General features: G+C 72.3%; 11 protein-coding genes. 5 read left to right on the plus strand and 6 right to left on the minus strand.

What is annotated here, in order from left to right:
• Window positions 1-15: 15 nt before the first annotated feature.
• Complete coding sequence (locus ACWCSU_RS06035) at window positions 16-420, plus strand: ester cyclase (RefSeq protein WP_449933884.1); 405 nt, start codon at window positions 16-18, stop codon at window positions 418-420.
• A gap of 30 nt (window positions 421-450) precedes the next feature.
• Window positions 451-1,308, plus strand: coding sequence for an alpha/beta fold hydrolase (locus ACWCSU_RS06040; RefSeq protein WP_449933886.1), 858 nt, complete (start codon window positions 451-453; stop codon window positions 1,306-1,308).
• 33 nt (window positions 1,309-1,341) lie between these two features.
• Here the strand turns inward: ACWCSU_RS06040 and ACWCSU_RS06045 are convergent, their stop codons facing one another.
• The gene (locus ACWCSU_RS06045) at window positions 1,342-2,415 is read right to left on the minus strand and encodes a methyltransferase domain-containing protein (protein WP_449933890.1); all 1,074 of its coding nucleotides are present in this window, start codon (window positions 2,413-2,415) and stop codon (window positions 1,342-1,344) included.
• A gap of 231 nt (window positions 2,416-2,646) precedes the next feature.
• On the opposite strand from ACWCSU_RS06045, the gene ACWCSU_RS06050 reads away from it, so the two are divergent.
• Window positions 2,647-3,888, plus strand: a complete 1,242-nt coding sequence (locus ACWCSU_RS06050; RefSeq protein WP_364090784.1) for a cytochrome P450 — start codon at window positions 2,647-2,649, stop codon at window positions 3,886-3,888.
• A 33-nt stretch (window positions 3,889-3,921) separates the two neighbouring features.
• Here ACWCSU_RS06050 and ACWCSU_RS06055 read toward each other — a convergent pair whose 3' ends face one another.
• Window positions 3,922-5,568, minus strand: coding sequence for a hypothetical protein (locus ACWCSU_RS06055; protein WP_449933892.1), 1,647 nt, complete (start codon window positions 5,566-5,568; stop codon window positions 3,922-3,924).
• Window positions 5,569-6,114: 546 nt separating this feature from the next.
• Between ACWCSU_RS06055 and leuS the strand changes: the two genes are divergently transcribed.
• Window positions 6,115-8,595 carry a leucine--tRNA ligase gene (gene leuS, locus ACWCSU_RS06060; RefSeq protein ID WP_357698662.1) on the plus strand — a complete coding sequence of 827 codons (2,481 nt, stop codon included), beginning with the start codon at window positions 6,115-6,117 and terminating at the stop codon, window positions 8,593-8,595.
• A gap of 24 nt (window positions 8,596-8,619) precedes the next feature.
• Here the strand turns inward: leuS and ACWCSU_RS06065 are convergent, their stop codons facing one another.
• Together ACWCSU_RS06065 and ACWCSU_RS06070 are read right to left on the minus strand one after the other, a co-directional pair.
• Window positions 8,620-9,588, minus strand: a complete 969-nt coding sequence (locus ACWCSU_RS06065; RefSeq protein ID WP_449933895.1) for a TIGR03557 family F420-dependent LLM class oxidoreductase — start codon at window positions 9,586-9,588, stop codon at window positions 8,620-8,622.
• A gap of 49 nt (window positions 9,589-9,637) precedes the next feature.
• Window positions 9,638-10,060, minus strand: a complete 423-nt coding sequence (locus ACWCSU_RS06070; RefSeq protein WP_357698657.1) for a hypothetical protein — start codon at window positions 10,058-10,060, stop codon at window positions 9,638-9,640.
• 156 nt (window positions 10,061-10,216) lie between these two features.
• Between ACWCSU_RS06070 and ACWCSU_RS06075 the strand changes: the two genes are divergently transcribed.
• The gene (locus ACWCSU_RS06075) at window positions 10,217-13,363 is read left to right on the plus strand and encodes a S41 family peptidase (protein ID WP_449933897.1); all 3,147 of its coding nucleotides are present in this window, start codon (window positions 10,217-10,219) and stop codon (window positions 13,361-13,363) included.
• A 57-nt stretch (window positions 13,364-13,420) separates the two neighbouring features.
• Here ACWCSU_RS06075 and ACWCSU_RS06080 read toward each other — a convergent pair whose 3' ends face one another.
• Both ACWCSU_RS06080 and lexA read right to left on the minus strand, forming a co-directional pair.
• Complete coding sequence (locus tag ACWCSU_RS06080) at window positions 13,421-14,566, minus strand: MalY/PatB family protein (protein WP_449933899.1); 1,146 nt, start codon at window positions 14,564-14,566, stop codon at window positions 13,421-13,423.
• Window positions 14,567-14,955: 389 nt separating this feature from the next.
• Window positions 14,956-15,663, minus strand: a complete 708-nt coding sequence (gene lexA / locus ACWCSU_RS06085; protein ID WP_352325993.1) for a transcriptional repressor LexA — start codon at window positions 15,661-15,663, stop codon at window positions 14,956-14,958.
• Window positions 15,664-17,650 lie beyond the last annotated feature (1,987 nt).

The raw sequence follows: 17,650 nt of genomic DNA on the forward strand, positions 1-17,650 counted from the left end.
GAGAGGGTTCCGGTCGTGATCGCCGAGTTCTTCGCCGCCGTCAACGAACGCCGCCTCGACGACCTGGGCGCCTATCTGGCCCCCGACGTCGTCGACCACAACAAGATCATCTTCGGCGAGCCGGACGAGCCCGGCGCCGCCTTCGAGGGCATCCGGATGCAGCTCGACGCGTTCGACCCGTTCCACATCGAAGTCGAGGAGGTCGTCGCCGAGGGGGAGAAGCTGGTAGCCAGGATCCGCATGTCGGGCACGCACTCCGGCACCCACCCGCGCATGCCCGTCCCCACCGGGCGCAGCTTCGAGGTCGAGGCGATCTTCCTGGTGACCCTGCGCGAAGGGCGCATCAGCGAGATCCGCGCGGTCAGCGACCGGCTGGGCCTGTTCCTCCAGCTCGGCTGGGACTGGCCGGAGGTCGGCTGACGCCCACTTCTCCCCGCCGGAAGAGGGCGAATGCTAGGTTTCGCATTCATGGAGATCAGGACGATCCACGCCAACGGTGTGGAGTTCGCGTATCTGACCGTGGGGGAGGGGCCGCTGGCCCTGTGCCTGCACGGGTTCCCCGACACCGCCCACACCTGGCGGCACCTGATGCCCGAGCTGGCCGAACGCGGCTACCGCGCGGTCGCGCCGTTCAGCCGCGGCTACGCGCCCACCGAGGTCCCGGCCGACGGCGCGTACGAGGAGGCGGCCCTGGTCGCCGACGTGCGCGCGCTGCACGAGGAGCTGGGCGGCGGCGACGACGCCGTCATCGTCGGGCACGACTGGGGGGCCTTCCCCGCCTACGCCCTGGCCGGGCGCTTCCGCAGGGCCGTCACGCTCGCGGTGCCGCCGCCGGGCGCGCAGCTTCCCGGGCTGCTGGCCTACGAGCAGCTCAAGCGGTCGTTCTACATCTTCCTGTTCCAGACCGTGCTGGCCGAGAGCGCCGCCGCCGACCCGGCCTTCCTCGAACGGCTGTGGCGGGACTGGTCGCCCGGCTACGACCCGGCCGAGGACCTGGAGTTCGTCCGGCGCAGCCTCGGGGAGCCCGCCAACCTGACGGCGGCCATCGGCTACTACCGCGCGGCGCTCGGCACCACGCCCCCCTCGGGCCGTTACCCGGACGTCGACCCGGCCATCGCGGGCCCGGTCCTCTACCTGCACGGTGAACGGGACGGGTGCATGGGCGTGGAGATGGCCAAGGACGCGGCCGGGAGCCTGCCGCCGGGATCGCGGGCCGAGCAGGTGGCGGACGCGGGCCACTTCCTGCACCTGGAGCGGCCCGCGGAGGTCAACCGCCTCATCCTCGACTGGCTCGGCCCCGCCTCCTGAGCACGGCGGTCACCGCGTGCCGCCCCGACAGGCTCATCCGGCCCGTCTCCTGAGCACGGTGATCACCGGGTGCAGCCCCGACAGGCTCACCTGGACCGCCTCCTCGACCCCGAACCCGGCCGGCGTCCCGCCGCCGGCGCCGGGATCGTCGTGGAGCAGCGCCACGGCCAGGCCGCCGGGTTCCAGCACCCGGCGCAGCTCCCGCCACAGCGGGTCCAGGCCGTGCCCGAGCAGGCCGCGCGGCGGCACCTGGCGTCCCCAAGGCGGGTTCACCAGCACCCGCCGCACGCTCCCGTCCGCGACCGGGAGCCGTCCGGCGTCGGCGAGCCCCCAGCGGAACGGGCCGGGAGCGGCGGCGGACAGGACCGCCCGCGCGTTCGCGGCCGCCGCCGCGACGGCGGCCGGGTCGCGGTCGAACCCGGCGAGCCCGGCGTGCGGCGCGAGCGCGTGCGCCTCGATGAGCGTCGTGCCCGCACCGCAGCAGGGATCGAGCACGACGCCCCGGAAGTCCGCCGCGTCCAGCCCGGCCAGCCGGGCCATCGCGGCGGCCAGCGGCGGGTGCAGCGTGCCCGGGATCGAGGACGTCTTGTACGGCCTGCGGTGCAGCGGCCGATCCCCGGCCCGCCGGGCGATCACCGCCAGGTCGCCCTCGATCGTCACCCGCCAGGCCATCGCCCCCGACGGCGGCCGGCCGCCGTCCCGCCGGGAGTGGTAGCGCAGCCGCCACGACCGGGCCAGCTCGTGGCCGACGGCGTCCTCGATGTCGTACCTGGTGTAGTTGCGGCGTCCTGCGAACGAGGCCGACACCTCCATGCCGGAGACGCTGGAAGAATCGGAGGGTCCGGACCCGTCGGGGGCGATCCCGCGGGCCGCCCGCGCCAGCCGGGCGAGCGCGGAGCGGCCGTGGCCGACCCCGTCCACCACGGCCGCGGCCAGCAGCACGTCGTCCGCCGTGCGCAACCCCAGGAGCCCGGCTCCGGGCCTGGTCTCGAACCACACCTCCCGACGACGGACGCCGACGACCGCCCCGAGACGGGCACGCCTGATCTCCGCCGCGACCAAGGGCTCGGCGCCACGCACCGCCCTGGCCACCGCCAAGGTGAGCAACTGTTCTTCTCCCACGTCGCGACCCGGGACGGCGACAGGCCGCCCCGCATCACCGGCGGTGGGTCAGCCCACGGCCCGCCGGCGGATCGCTAGCCGAGGAGGAAGAAGAACGTCATGCGCGGCACCCTACAAAGTCCCCGGCCCCAGGAGCCACAGGTTTTCCCGGTGCTGCCACGTACGGTGTACGTGACAACCATTGACGTAAGTGGTCGCTTTCCGAATGATGGCCCTATGACCGTCCTGGACTTCGACCTTTCGGACCGGAACTTCTGGGCCAGGCCCATGAGCGAGCGCGAGGCGGCGTTCGACCGGTTGCGCGCCCGACAGACGCCGGCCTTCTTCGAGGAGATGGAGATGGCCGTCGCGCCCAAGGGGCCCGGCTACTACGCGCTGGCCAGGCACGCCGACATCCTGGAGGCGAGCCGCAACCCCGAGGTCTTCTGCTCCGGCGACGGCGGCGCGACGAACATCCCCGACATGCCCGCCGAGTTCACCGAGTACTTCGGCTCGATGATCAACATGGACGACCCCCGGCACGCCCGGCTGCGCAGGATCGTCTCCCGCGCGTTCACCCCCAAGATGATCAAACAGTTCGAGTCGGACGTCGAGGCCGCCGCCGTACGGATCGTCGACGACCTGGTGGCCGCCGGTCCCGGCGGCGACTTCGTCACCGACGTGGCCGCGCGCCTGCCCTTGAAGATCATCTGCGACATGATGGGCATCCCCGAGCGCGACTACCGGTTCGTCTTCGACCGCTCGAACATCATCCTGGGCGGCTTCGACCCCGAGTACACCGGCGACGACCTCGACCAGCTCGCCACCCGCCTGCTCACCGCCGGCATGGAGCTGCAGCAGCTCGTCCAGGACCTCGCCGCGCACCGCACCGCCAACCCCACGAACGACCTGACGTCCTCGCTGGTCAACGCCAACATCGACGGCGAGCGGCTGACGATGCAGGAGCTGGGGTCGTTCTTCATCCTGCTGGTGGTGGCCGGCAACGAGACCACCAGGAACGCCATCTCCTACGGCCTGCGCCTGCTCACCAAGAACCCCGACCAGCGCGCCCTGTGGCTGGAGGACGTCGAGGGCCGCGCCCCCGGGGCCGTGGAGGAGATCGTCCGGCTGGCCTCGCCGGTGAACTTCATGCGCCGCAAGGTCACCCGCGACCACGAGATGAACGGCCACCTCTATCGCCGGGGCGAGAAGGTGGTGCTGTTCTACTGGGCGGCGAACCGGGACGAGCGGGTGTTCGCCGACCCGTACCGCTTCGACATCACCCGCCACCCCAACCCGCACGTCGGCTTCGGCGGGCCCGGGCCGCACTTCTGCCTCGGCGCCCACCTGGCCCGGCGGGAGATCACGGTGATGTTCCGCGAACTGCTGCGGCGGGTGCCGCAGATCGAGGGCGGCCGGCCCGACCGCCTGCACTCCTCGTTCATCAACGGGATCAAGCACATGGAGTGCACGTTCTGACCCGGGCGCCGCGGCGACGCCCAGGGCCCGGCGTTACTGCGCGCTCAGCTTGAGCTGGTTCATCACCGTACGGATGTCCGGGAGGAGCTGCTTGCCCTCGTCCGGGATCGACACGAACACGATCGCGGGCACGTCGCCGCCGGTGTTGACCGCCATCGTGACGATCGTGGCCTTGGCCGTGCCGGAGGTCATGGCGTACGCGATGAGCCGGCCGGTCGCGGTCCCGACCTTGATCGGCTGCTGCGCGATCTTCCTGACCTTGTTGCCGGCGGGGTAGAAGTCCTTGCGGGCCTGGAGCACCATGCGCTTGATGACCGGCTCCAGGTCGTCCTCCTGGTAGAGGGAGGACAGGTTCGCCGGGAGCGGCCCCGACATGACCTGGGCGAACTTCTCAGGCGCGACCTGCACGTACTGGCGGGTGTCGTAGCCGAAGGTGGACTTGACCGTGGCGCGCTGGTCGAGCTGCCAGGTGCCGCCCAGGCGGGGCAGGGAGACGCCGGCCGCCGCGTCCTCCACCCGCCCGGTCACCGGGGACGCCTTGCCCGGGTACTTGGGCAGGGCGGGGATCGTGGTGGACGGCTTGCCCGTGCCCCCCTTCGTGGGGCCGGCCGAGGCCGCGGGGGAGGAGGCCGTCTTGCTCTCCGGCGTGTCCTCGCCGGCCAGCGGGCCCGCGAGGAACGCCCACAGCAGCGCCGCGATCAGGGCGATCACGACCGAGCCGCCGAGCGCGTAGATCCAGATGGGCTTGCCCGGCTCGTCGTCCAGGGAGTCGCCCTCGTACTCGTCGCCGAAGACGTTGTTCCAGAGCTCCTGCTGGCGGTCGGGAGGCGGGGTGCGCGAGCCGCTGATCTGACCGGCCGTGACGAACCGGCGGTCGGGGTCGGAGGGGTCGCGGTTCAGGTTGGAGCCGGGGCGGTTCTGGTCGTCGGGGTGGCCGTCGGCGGGCCCGCCGGGCATGCCGGGCGCACCAGGGGCGCCGGGCATGCCGGGGCCCGTCGGAGGCGCGCCGACGTGGGCCGCCGCGAGCGGGCCGGGCTGCATCCCGTTGTCGCCGATCCCGATCATGGTGTCGGCCTGGCGGCCGCCGTACATGACGGTGTGCTCGTCGGCCGGGTGGGCGGGCGGCGCGCCGGGGCCGTCGAGCGGCGACGGCCCCGGCCGGACGGGCGCGTCGAGCGGGCCGGGCGCGCGGCCCAGCGTGACGGTGTGGTCCAGCGGGTCGCCGGCGGGTGCGGAGGGGGCGGCCGAGGGGCTGTTGGGCCAGGGCGCGGGCGAGGAGAGGTTGGACCACGCGCCGGGGGACGGCGTCGGCGGCTGCGACCAGGCGGGCACCGGGTCCTGCGGCCGGACCGGCGACGACTGCTCCGGCCAGGAGACGGGGGTCTCCTGGCGGGGCGTCTCGGGCCAGCCCTGCTCCTGCCGCGGCGGCTCCGGCCAGGACGGCCGCGCCGGCTCCGGCCACGACGCGTCGCCGCCCTGCTGGTGCGAGCGCGGGTCGCCGCGCATGTCACTGCGCATGTCGTTGCGCGTGTCACCGCGCGGGTCGTTGCGGGGGGAGCCGTTGCGCGGGGCGTCGGGCCAGGAGGCGTCGGCGCGCGGCGGTTCGGGCCAGGAGGGCGCCTGCGGCGCGTCGGGCCAGGACGGCTGGGCCTGGGCGGTCTCCGGCCACGACGTCGGCACGCCGGGGGGCTCCTGCCCGCCGGACGGCCAGGAGGAAGGTACGTCGTTGCGGACCTCCGGCCAGGACGGTGGCAGGTGCGACGCCCCGGAGCTCGAGGAATTCTCCGTTGCCATTGCTGCCGGCCCTCCCGAGGTTGTGTCCGGATGTGCCGCTATATCCGGATGTGACGTACCAGGCATGATCTCATGGGATTTTCCAGGAGATACGGCTGGTTTCGCAGCGAAACGAGCGAAGCCGTACGGATCGGTTGGCGGATCCTGCAGCGGCAGGTCGCCCTCCGGTCGACTTGGCTCAGCTGGGTACACCACGCGACGACAGTATTCTAAAGGGACATATGAGGTCACAACGGATACATCACCATCAGGTCTCGCTGGACCTGAAGGGTCTATTGTGCCTGCGCCGGTCGTCCGAGTATCTGCATTCCGCGGAAGACGTGCGCTAGGCTTGACACATGCGTTCCGCGACCCTGCTTCTCAGCGGGCCGCGACGGCCCTGAGAGGTCTCGCCGTCGCGGCTACCCCTCGTCGTGCACGAGGGGTTTTCTTATGGGTCCGAGTCAAGCCAGAAGGACAGTAGCCGTGAGTGAGTACGACCCGCAGGCGCTGCAGGCCAAGTGGCAGCAGCGATGGGAGGAACAGGAGCCCTACCGGGCGAGCGAGGACGCGGCCGACCCCCGGGAGCGGCGCTACATGCTCGACATGTTCCCCTACCCGTCGGGCGACCTGCACATGGGCCACGGCGAGGTGTTCGCCATCGGCGACGTCGTCGCGCGCTACTGGATGCAGCAGGGGTACAACGTCCTGCACCCGATCGGCTGGGACTCCTTCGGCCTGCCCGCCGAGAACGCCGCGATCAAGCGCAACGCCCACCCCGCCGAGTGGACCTACGCCAACATCGAGACGCAGGCCAACTCCTTCCGGCGCTACGGCATCTCCTTCGACTGGTCGCGCCGCCTGCACACCAGCGACCCCGAGTACTACCGCTGGAACCAGTGGCTGTTCAACCGCTTCTTCGAGCGCGGCCTGGCCTACCGCAAGGGCGGCCTGGTCAACTGGTGCCCCAACGACCAGACGGTGCTGGCCAACGAGCAGGTCGTGGCGGGCAAGTGCGAGCGCTGCGGCGCCGACGTCATCCGCCGCGAGCTGACCCAGTGGTACTTCAAGATCACTGACTACGCCCAGCGCCTGCTGGACGACATGGAGCAGCTGACCGGCTGGCCCGAGCGCCTGCTGACCATGCAGCGCAACTGGATCGGCCGCTCCGAGGGCGCCGACGTGCTGTTCGAGATCGAGGGTCGCGACGAGCCGGTCCACGTCTACACCACGCGCCCCGACACCCTGTACGGCGCCACCTTCTTCGTCGTCGCGGTCGACGCCGCGCTGGCCGACGAGATCGTCACCGACGAGCAGCGTCCGGCCTTCGAGGCGTACCGCGCCGAGGTCGCCAAGCTGAGCGACATCGAGCGCCTGGCCACCGACAAGGAGAAGACCGGCGTCTTCCTGGGCCGCCACGCGGTCAACCCGGTCAACGGCGAGCGCATCCCGGTCTGGGCGGCCGACTACGTGCTGTCCGACTACGGCCACGGCGCGATCATGGCCGTGCCCGCCCACGACCAGCGCGACCTCGACTTCGCCCGGCGGTTCGAGCTGCCGGTCAAGGTCGTCGTCCACACCGGCCTGGCCGACCCCGGCGAGACCGGCGAGGCCACGCCCGGCGAGGGCACGCTGGTCAACTCCGGCCCGCTGGACGGCCTGACCAAGGTCGAGGCCATCGCCAAGATCATCGAGATCCTGGAGGTCGAGGGCCGGGGCACCGGCGCGGTCAACTTCCGGCTGCGCGACTGGCTGCTGTCCCGCCAGCGCTTCTGGGGCACGCCGATCCCGATCATCCACTGCGCCGACTGCGGCGAGGTGCCCGTCCCCGACGAGCAGCTGCCCGTCACGCTGCCCGACCTGCGCGGCGAGGCGCTGGCGCCCAAGGGCGTCTCCCCGCTGGCCAGCGCCACCGAGTGGGTCAACGTCGAGTGCCCCAAGTGCGGCGGGCCGGCCAAGCGCGACACCGACACGATGGACACGTTCGTCGACTCGTCCTGGTACTACCTGCGCTACACCTCGCCCGGCTACACCGACGGGCCGTTCGACCCCGAGCAGGTGCGCAAGTGGGGCCCGATCGACCAGTACGTCGGCGGCATCGAGCACGCCGTCCTCCACCTGCTGTACTCGCGCTTCTTCACCAAGGTCCTGCACGACATGGGCATGGTGAGCTTCACCGAGCCGTTCCTGCGCATGCTGAACCAGGGGCAGGTGATCAACGGCGGCAAGGCCATGTCGAAGTCCCTGGGCAACGGCATCGACCTGGGCCTGCAGATCGACGAGTTCGGCGTCGACGCCGTCCGCCTGACGATGATCTTCGCCGGTCCGCCGGAGGACGACATCGACTGGGCCGACGTCTCGCCGGCCGCCTCGCAGAAGTTCCTGGCCCGCGCGCTGCGCGTGATGTCGGAGGCGACCGCCGAGCCCGGCGTGCCGTTCGAGGGCGGCGACGCCGAGCTGCGCAAGGTCACCCACCGCACCATCGACGAGGTCACCAAGCTGGTCGAGTCGCAGCGCTTCAACGTCGCGGTGGCCCGCATGATGGAGCTGACCTCGGCCGCGCGCAAGGCCATCGACTCCGGTCCCGGCGCGGCCGACCCGGCGGTGCGCGAGGCCGCCGAGTCGCTGGCCGTCATGTTGTCGCTGGTGGCGCCCTACGTCGCCGAGGAGGGCTGGGAGCGCCTGGGCCGCACGGCTCCGGTCGCCTTCGCCGGCTGGCCGGTCGCCGACCCCGCGCTGCTGGTGCAGGAGTCGGTCACGTGCGTGGTGCAGGTGGCGGGCAAGGTGCGCGACCGGCTGGAGGTCGCCCCCGACATCTCCGAGGACGAGCTGCGGGCCCTGGCCCTGGCCTCCGACAAGGTGGCCGCCTACCTCCAGGGCGCGCCGCGCAAGGTGATCGTGCGCGCGCCCAAGCTGGTCAACATCGTCCCGTAGGCGAGGCCCCCGGGTCTCGTCCGGTCAGATCCGGCGCAGGGCCGGCAGGAGTTCCTTCTCCGCCCAGTCGAAGAACGGCTCCTGCTGGTCGTGCCCGATCTGCACGAGCGCCACGTGGGTGTATCCGGCGTCGGCGAACTTCTTGACGCCCTGCACGACCGCGTCCAGGTCGTCGCCGCACGGCACGCTCTTCGCGACGTCCTCGGGGCGTACCGAGCCGGCCGCGGCGGCGAAGTTCACCGGGCCGGGCAGCTCGGCCATGACCTTCCAGCCGCCGACGCCCGACCAGCGCCACAGCCGGTGCGCCCGCTCCTTGGCGGCCTCGGGGTCGGTGTCGTAGGCGATCGGCAGCTGACCGTAGACCGGCTTGCCGTGGCCGCCGGCCGCCTGGAACTGCTGCACCACCTCGGGCATCGGGTCGTTGACGACGAGCACGTCGCCCAGGTCGGCGGCGATCTCGGCCGACCTGCCGCCGGAGGCGGCGATGCCGATCGGCACCTGCTCCTCGGGCAGGTCGTAGAGCTTGGAGGAGTCGACGTCGAAGAACTCGCCCTGGTAGGTGACGTAGTCGCCGCTGAACAGCTCCTTGATGATCTGCACGGCCTCGGCGAACATCCGGTGCCTGGTGTCCACCGGCGGCCAGCCCTCGCCCACGACGTGCTCGTTGAGGTTCTCGCCGGCGCCCAGGCCCAGGGTGAACCGGCCCTCGCTCAGCACGCCCATCGTGGCCGCCTTCTGCGCCACCACCGCCGGGTGGTAGCGCATGATGGGGCAGGTCACGTACGTCATGAGCGGCAGGCGCTCGGTGACCTGCGCCGCCGCGCCCAGCACCGACCAGCAGTACGGCGAGTGGCCCATCTCCTCGATCCACGGGAAGTAGTGGTCGGAGATGACCGCGTAGTCGAAGCCGACGCGTTCGGCGGTGGCGGCGTAGTCCACCAGTTCGCGGGCCGGGGTCTGCTCGGACATCAAGGTGTAGCCGATTTGCACCATATGGTCGGGCTACCCAACTTCGTCCGCATTAGGGTCGGGCGTCCGGAGATCAATCGTCACTGCGGAGCTCCTCGATCACCAGCCCCAGGCCGATGGCCAGCAGCCAGAGGTCCTTGGACAGGCCGATGCCCTGCTGGGTCGGGCGCAGGCTGCCCTCCTCGCGCATGCCCGGCGTCCTGAGGTAGAGCCCGAGCAGGCCTGCCGCGAACGCGGTCAGCCCCGCGCCGGCCAGCAGCGACGGCACGAACGGCAGGACGAGCGCGGCCCCGAGGGCGAGCTCGCCCTTCGACAGCAGCCTGGTGAAGGCCACCGGGTCCAGACCGCGCAGGAACGGGTACGTGCCCGAGGCCATGCCGTGCAGGCCGGCCGCCGTCTGCTCGTCGGCCTCGGCCTTGCCGAAGCCGGAGTTCAGGATGATGGCGGCGGCGGCCAGGCGGGGCGGGAGCTGGTGCGGGCGGGCGATAAATCTCATGATTCCTCACAGTGTGTGATTTGTGGCGTTCAGCTCCTTCCCTGCCGTTCCTCGCACATCCGGGGCATCGGACGGTCTTGGCTGTTCGCGTACGGTGGAGCGCTGCTGTGAGAGAAAATCTTTAGCTGGTTTGGTGTCTCGCATTAGTGTCTAGCTGTGACATATGGCGCATACCTGAGATACCCGCACCTGTCCGGTGACCTGGTCACCTTCGTCGCCGACGACGATGTCTGGCTCGCCCCCGTCGCCGGCGGCCGGGCCTGGCGCTTCACCGCCGACCGCGTGCCGGTCTCCTCCCCGCGGTTCTCGCCCGACGGCTCGCGCATCGCGTGGACCAGCGGCAAGGAGGGCGCCCCCGAGGTTTTCGCGGCCGAGCTCGACGGCCCCGAGGGCACGCGGCTGACGCACTGGGGCAACGCGATGACCGGCGTCCGCGGATGGGCCGGCGACGACGCCGTGCTCGCGATCAGCTCCACCGGGGAGGCGTCGCGCACCCGGCTCTGGGCGTACGCCGTCCCGCTCGACGGGGGGCCAGCGGCGCGGCTGCCGTACGGATGGGTCGGCGAGGCGGCCGTCAGCGGCTCGAAGGTGGCCACGGTGTCGCCGGTCTGGCGCGAGCCGTCCCAGTGGAAGCGCTACAAGGGCGGCACGGCGGCCAAGATCTGGGTCGACGCCGAGGGCGACGGGGAGTTCACCAGGCTGTTCGCCGACAGCCCGGCCCAGTACTGGGCGATCAACTGGGTCGGCGACCGGATCGTCTACCTGTCCGACGTGGACGGCACCGGGAACCTCTACTCGGCCCTCCCCGACGGCTCCGACGTGCGCCGGCACACCACCCACGACGAGTTCTACGCCCGCCACGCCACGAGCGACGGCCGGCGGGTGATCTACAGCCACGCCGGGGACCTGTGGCTGCTGGAGAGCCTGGACGCGGAGCCGTACAAACTGGACGTGAAGCTCGGCGGCCCGCGGCCGGGACGGGCGCGGCGGCCCGCGCCCACGCGCGTCGGGGGCTTCTCGCCGGACGCGACCGGGCGGGCCAGCGCGGTCGAGCTCCGCGGCACCGCGCACTGGGTGACCCACCGCGACGGGCCCGCGGGCGCGCTCCGGGTGGAACCCGGCGTGCGGGTGCGCCTGCCGCGCGCCCTCGGCGCCGACGGCCGGGCCGTGTGGGTCTCGGACGCCGGCGGCGAGGACGGCCTGGAGGTCGGCACCCCGGGCGGCGAGATCAGGACCCTGGCCGGCGGGCAGCTCGGCAGGGTGCTCGAACTGACCGCCGCGCCCGACGGCAAGCACGCGGCCGTGGCCACCCACGACGGGCGGCTGCTGGTCGTGGACCTGGAGTCGGGCGACCTGCGGGAGCTGGACCGCACCACGCAGGGCGACATCAGCGGGCTCACCTTCTCGCCGGACTCCGGCTGGCTGGCCTGGGTGCACCCCGACCACGAGCCGCTGTCGCAGATCAAGATGGGCCGCGTGGACGGCACGTCCGTGATCGACGTGACGCCGCTGCGCTTCTCCGACTACGACCCGATGTTCACCAAGGACGGCAAGCACCTGGCGTTCCTGTCGGTGCGCACGTTCGACCCGGTCTACGACGCGCACGTCTTCGACCTGTCGTTCCCGGCGGGCTGCCGGCCGTACATCGTGCCGCTGCAGGCCACCACGCCGTCGCCGTTCGACCCGTCGTTGCAGGGACGCGGGTTCAACGGGGAGGACGACAAGCCGGCCAAGGACGACAAGAAGGACGACGCGCCGCCGCGTACCGAGGTGGACCCCGAGGGGCTGGCCTCGCGGGTGGTGCCCGTCCCCGTGCCGGCGGGCCGCTACGGCAACCTCAGGACCGCCAAGGACGCGCTGCTGTGGCTCCGCCACCCCGTCACGGGCCAGCTCGGCGACGGCACCGAGCCGACGAGCGAGACCGTGCTCGAACGCTACGACCTCAAGAAGCGCGCCAAGGCCGAGCTGGGCAAGGAGCTGCGCGCCTTCGAGGTCAGCGGCGACGGCACCAGGCTCGTCACCAACGGCAAGAACGGGCTGCAGACGCGGGCGGCCGGCGAGGGCGACGAGGTCGTCACGATCGACCTCGACCGCATCACCGTCCAGATCGACCCGGTCGCCGAGTGGCTCCAGGGCTACCGCGAGGCCGGACGGCTCATGCGCGACCACTTCTGGCGCGAGGACATGGGCGGCCACGACTGGCAGGCCACGCTCGACCGGTACGAGCCGCTGGTCTCCTGCCTCGGCAGCCACTCCGAGCTGATCGACCTGCTGTGGGAGGTGCAGGGCGAGCTGGGCACCTCGCACGCCTACGCCAGGGGCCACGACGGCGTCACCGATCCGCGCCGCCGTCAGGGCCTGCTCGGCGCCGACCTGGCCAAGGACGAGGACGGGACGTGGCGGGTCGAGCGCATCCTGCCCGGTGAGACGTCCGACCACGCGGCCCGCTCGCCGCTGCTCGCGCCCGGCGTCGCGATCCGTCCCGGTGACGCGATCGTGGCGGTGGGCGGACGTCCGGTCGATCCGGTACGCGGCCCGCTCGCGCTGCTGTCCGGCACCGCCGACCAGCCCGTGGAGCTGACCGTGCGGCCCGCCGCCGGCGGCTCGCCGCGCCGGGTCGTCGTCACCCCGCTCGCCGACGACAGCCAGCTCCGCTACCACGACTGGGTGGAGAACCGGCGGGCCTTCGTCCGCGAGGCGTCCGGCGGCAGGCTCGGTTACCTGCACGTACCGGACATGGTGGCCACCGGGTGGGCGCAGTTCCACCGCGACCTGCGTACCGAGATGGCCTACGACGGGCTGGTCGTGGACGTGCGCGAGAACAGCGGCGGGCACCTGTCGGAGCTCGTGCTGGAGAAGCTGTCGCGCAGGGTCACCGGCTGGGCGCGGGCCCGCGGCTACGAGCCGATGCGCTACCCCGAGGACTCGCCCCGCGGGCCCATCGTGGCCGTCGCCGACGAGTTCGCCGGGTCCGACGGCGACATCGTCAGCGCCGGGATCAAGAACCGCGCCCTCGGCCCGCTGGTCGGCACCCGGACCTGGGGCGGCGTCATCGGCATCGACTCGCGCTACTCCCTGGTGGACGGGACCGTGGTGACCCAGCCGCGGTACTCGTTCTGGCTGGAGGGGCCGGGCTGGGGCGTGGAGAACCACGGCGTCGATCCCGACATCGAGGTCGTGATCACGCCGCAGGACCGGGTGGCGGGCCGTGACCCGCAGCTGGAGAAGGCGGTCGAGCTGGCGCTCGCCGCCCTTGAGGAGCGCCCGGCCGCCACCGCGCCCGATCTGCCGCCGCTGGGCTGATCCTCCCGCCGAGGGGCGGCCCGTCCGGGCCGCCCCTCGGCCTGGCCGGGTCGTTCCTCAGCTCAGCCTGGTGAGGATCTCCGACAACATCGCCTCCGTCGTCGCGAAGTTCAGCCGTACGTAGTCCGCGCCGCCCGGCCCGAACGCCGCGCCGTCGTTGAGCCGCACCTTCGCCTCCCGCTCGATGACCTCGGCCGTGCCCGGCCGTCCGGTGTGCAGCCACGCCAGGTAGGTGGCCTGCGGGACCCGGTACCCGAACCGGTCCGGCAGCCGCTCGGCGATCAGGCGGCGGTTGCGGTCGAGCAGCGCCCTGGTCCTGTCCAGCCAGGCGTCACCGTGCCGCCAGGCCGCGACCGTGGCCTCCACCCCGAGCAGGTTCGCCGACCCGAACAGGAACGGCGGCTGCGCCGCCACGGCCGCGCGCACCTCGGCGGGGCCGATGTGGGCGACCGAGCAGCGGATTCCGCCCAGGTTGAACGCCTTCGTCGCCGAGGTGAGGGTGACCGTGCGCTCGGGGAGGATCGTGGCGAAGGGGATGTGCCGGTGCGGTTCGTACGTGAGGTCGGCGTGGATCTCGTCGGCCAGGACCAGCAGGTCGTGGCGTTCCACGTGCTCGGCCAGCCCTTCCAGCTCGGCGCGGGTGAACACGCGGCCCGTCGGGTTCTGCGGGTTGACCAGCAGGAGCACCCGGCAGCCGGACAGGTCGGGCACCTCGAACCGCCACGCGTCGCCGTCCGGTTCGAGCTGGATGGGGACGAGCGGGCGTTCCATGGTGTCGAGGGTGGTCAGGAACGGGTGGTAGGCGGGGGTGTGCAGCGCGACGCCGTCACCGGGCCTGGTCCAGAGGTGCAGCAGCACCTGGAGGGCCTGGTTGATGTCGCTGAACGTGTGGACGTACGAGGGGTCGGCGGCCCAGCCGTGGCGGGCGGCCATGCGCTCGGCGAACGCCTCGGCCAGGGGGCCGCTCTGCGGCTGGTCGAGCCAGGTCGGGTAGCCGAGGTCGCCGGCGGCGCGGCGGGTCAGGGCCTCGATCACCTCGGGGGCGGTGGACAGGTCCATGTCGGCGATCCAGGCCGGGATGACCCCGGGGGCGGGGAGTGCCCACTTGAGACCGTCATGCGTCTTTTTGAGGTCCTGCATCTCCTTGGAGACGTTGGTCTCTTTGGGGGCATGCGTCTCTTTTGGGGGGTTCGTGTCGGTCACGGGCACATTCTAGGAGTTTGCGGCGTGGCAGGGCCGTGGGGCGTTTGTGGCTGCGCCGGCGGAAGCGGGGCTCGTTGGAGCGGGGGCGCGCTACCGGTCGTCTTTCGCCTTTGGGGCGCCCTGTCGCGGCATGCGTGATGGACCCGGCCGTGTTGCTGCTGTCCGGGCCTGGAGGGGCGCGAGCGGGGCCACGCGGCGCCGCCCTCCTCAGTGAGGCCGGGTGAAGGGCCCCGCCGGGGAGGGCGGCGTCAGGTGCGTGCGACCTGCGAGGAATCGCCAGATGGCGCGAGCGACCGCAGCCCCCGTACGAGGGAGGCCGGATCGTATGGAAGTCGGACGGCGGCCGCGACCCCCGTGGAGGAGGGCGGCTGCCGGTCGGCGACGGAGTGCTAGAGGCGGCGGAGGACGGCCACCACCTTGCCCAGAACGCTGGCCTCGTCGCCGGGAATGGGCTCGTAGTTCGGGTTGTGAGGCACCAGCCACACGTGCCCGTCCTTGCGCTTGAACGTCTTGACCGTGGCCTCGCCCTCGATCATGGCGGCCACGATGTCGCCGCTCTCTGCGACCGGCTGCTGGCGGACGACCACCCAGTCGCCGTCGGCGATGGCGGCCTCGATCATCGAGTCACCGGCGACCTGGAGCAGGAAGAGCGTGCCCTCGCCGACGAGCTGCTTGGGAAGGGCGAAGACGTCCTCCACGCTCTCCTCGGCCAGGATCGGACCACCGGCGGCGATGCGGCCCACGAGCGGTACGTAGGCGGCGGTCGGCCGGCTCACGGGCGCCTCGTCGTCGGTCGCGTCGGGGTCGACCCACAGCACGGGCTCGCCGGGCAGGCGCACCTCCAGGGCGCGCGGCCGATGCGGGTCGCGCCGCAGGTAGCCCTTGCGCTGCAGGGCGGTCAACTGGTGCGACACGCTGGACGTGCTCGTCAGCTGCACGGCCTCGCCGATCTCGCGCATCGAGGGCGGGTAGCCGCGCTGCTGCACCGAATCGCGGATCACTTCGAGGATCTTGCGCTGCCTGGGCGTCAGGCCCAGGGAGTCGCGTCGGCGCACCGCGAGGTCTGTGACCCCGTTCGCGTCTTCCCGCTCGCTCATGCTCTTCCTCCTCGCCTGGCGGCGGCCCGCCTCACCGGCGAACCTCCCGGTCCGTGGTCTTGATGTCGCACACAGCGACCGTATCGCTGTTGAAGATCATCTTCAAACAATTGTTCGAGTCTTCCTCGAAATTGTTGCCAGCGTGGTGTACAACATCGTACGGGAGTTCGATCGACACCGTGTTCGATTTGCTGATCATATTTTGGCCGCTTCCTCGGGCCAGACGGCGGGAGGTCAATCGTGCGAACGATCCCGAGCACCGACACGACCAGCGAAGACGTCAACCGGCTCACTCTCATCGCCGACGCCACCCGGGGTCGGGGCCGACGGGGGGACGACCCGCGTACGGGCTCCGGCCGGCACGAGAACCGGGCAGAACGGCCCGCGCCCGATTCGAACACCCGGCGCCGCCGTGCCGGCGGCTCCGGTGGCGCCGCGCGCGGCTCGGACCGCCCCCGTCTGTGGCTGGTCCCCTCGCCGCGTCCCGACGCGGACGCGGACACCGACCGGGCGGTGTCGCGGGTCGGCGCGGACCCCCGCCCCGCCGACGCCACGCTCACCGGCCGCCGCCACGCGGGCCGGGGCGTCGCTGCCGGGACGGACGTCTCCCAGCTCCGCGACCGCCCGCCCGAGACCGCCTCCGCCGAGCGCGAGCGGGGTTCGGGCCGACGGGCAGGGCGTCTGGCGCGGGGGCGCGAGGGGCGTCGTCCAGGGGCGGACGTGGCCGAGAAGCGAGGGGCCGGGGAGGCTCCGCGCGGCAAACAACGCCGACGGTCACCCGAAGCACGCCGACGACGTCCGGAGGGCGAGGCGGAGGCGACGGAGACGCGAGGCCGGGCGGCACGACAGACAGGACGGGCCTCGGCGGACCTGCCGGACGGCCGTCGGGAACGACGCCCGGACCCCCGAGGCGATCGCCCGTGGGGACGGCGCCGCCCGGGCGAGCCCGTGAGCCGACTCGACGCTCGAAGGCGCCGCGCCGGTGACAGGGCGGCCGAGCAGACGGAGACGCAGGGGCGGCGTCAGGAGGAGACGGGCGGTCGGCTCGACACGCAGAGGCGAGGCCCGGGACAGACGGCGGAGCGGTCCGAGCGGCGGAGAAGGCGTTCGGGCGAGCCTTCTGACGGGGACCGGGGGCAGGTGGCGGAGCGGTCCGAGCGGTGGGGAAGACGTTCGGGTGAGGCTTCGGGGGGAGAGCGGGGGCAGGTGCTGGCCGGGTCGGGGGGTTCGGGGCGTCGGGGGGCGCGAGGGGACGGGAGTTCCGGTGGGGGAGAGGTTCACGGGGGGCGTGAGGTGCTGGGGCGTGTCGTGGGGGTCGGAAGTGCTCGGGCCGGTAACGGCGGAGGGCGTGTGTGGAGTCGACGGGCGTTGCGGCGGCCGGGGCGTGGCGTCGGAGTGATCGTGCGGAGTGGAGGGGGCAAGGCGCCCGCTCCTCCGGTGCGGCTGACCCGGCGGGGGCGGATCGTGCTCGTGGTGGGCATGGTGTTGCTGTCCTTGGGCGGGTTCTGGCTGGGGACGCGGGCGGCTGGGCATGCGGCCGCGGGTGCCGTGGTGCCTGGCCGTGCGGGGATGTCGTCGGTGGAAGCCGTTCTGGGGGCCGGAGTGTGGGGGATCGCGGACGCGCGGTGACCGGCGCCTTGACGGGTTGCCCGGCGCTCCGTTCCAGCGCCAGGCTGCACGTCCCTCCGCGCCGCCGACCGCCGGCCGCCCACCAGCCGACCGTTGACGGCTGACCGCTGGGGGGGCGGGGCCGGTCTCGCCTGGCGCCTCTGGGCGGGGCGGTCCTGTCGCGTCAAGGGGCCGGTTCCGGTGGGTGTGCGTGGGAGCAGGGCTGATCTGTGGTGGTGGCGGGTGCGGAGGTTCTTGTGGGGATTTCGGGGGTAGGGGGGAGGGTCTTTCGGGAGCCGTGGGAGGTGGGGGGAGGGTGTGGGCTCCGGTACCTTTGTGGGGCCTGTTTGGGCTGGTCGTCGTCGGGTGACGGAGGGCG

The organism is Nonomuraea sp. NPDC001699 (assembly GCF_053596455.1).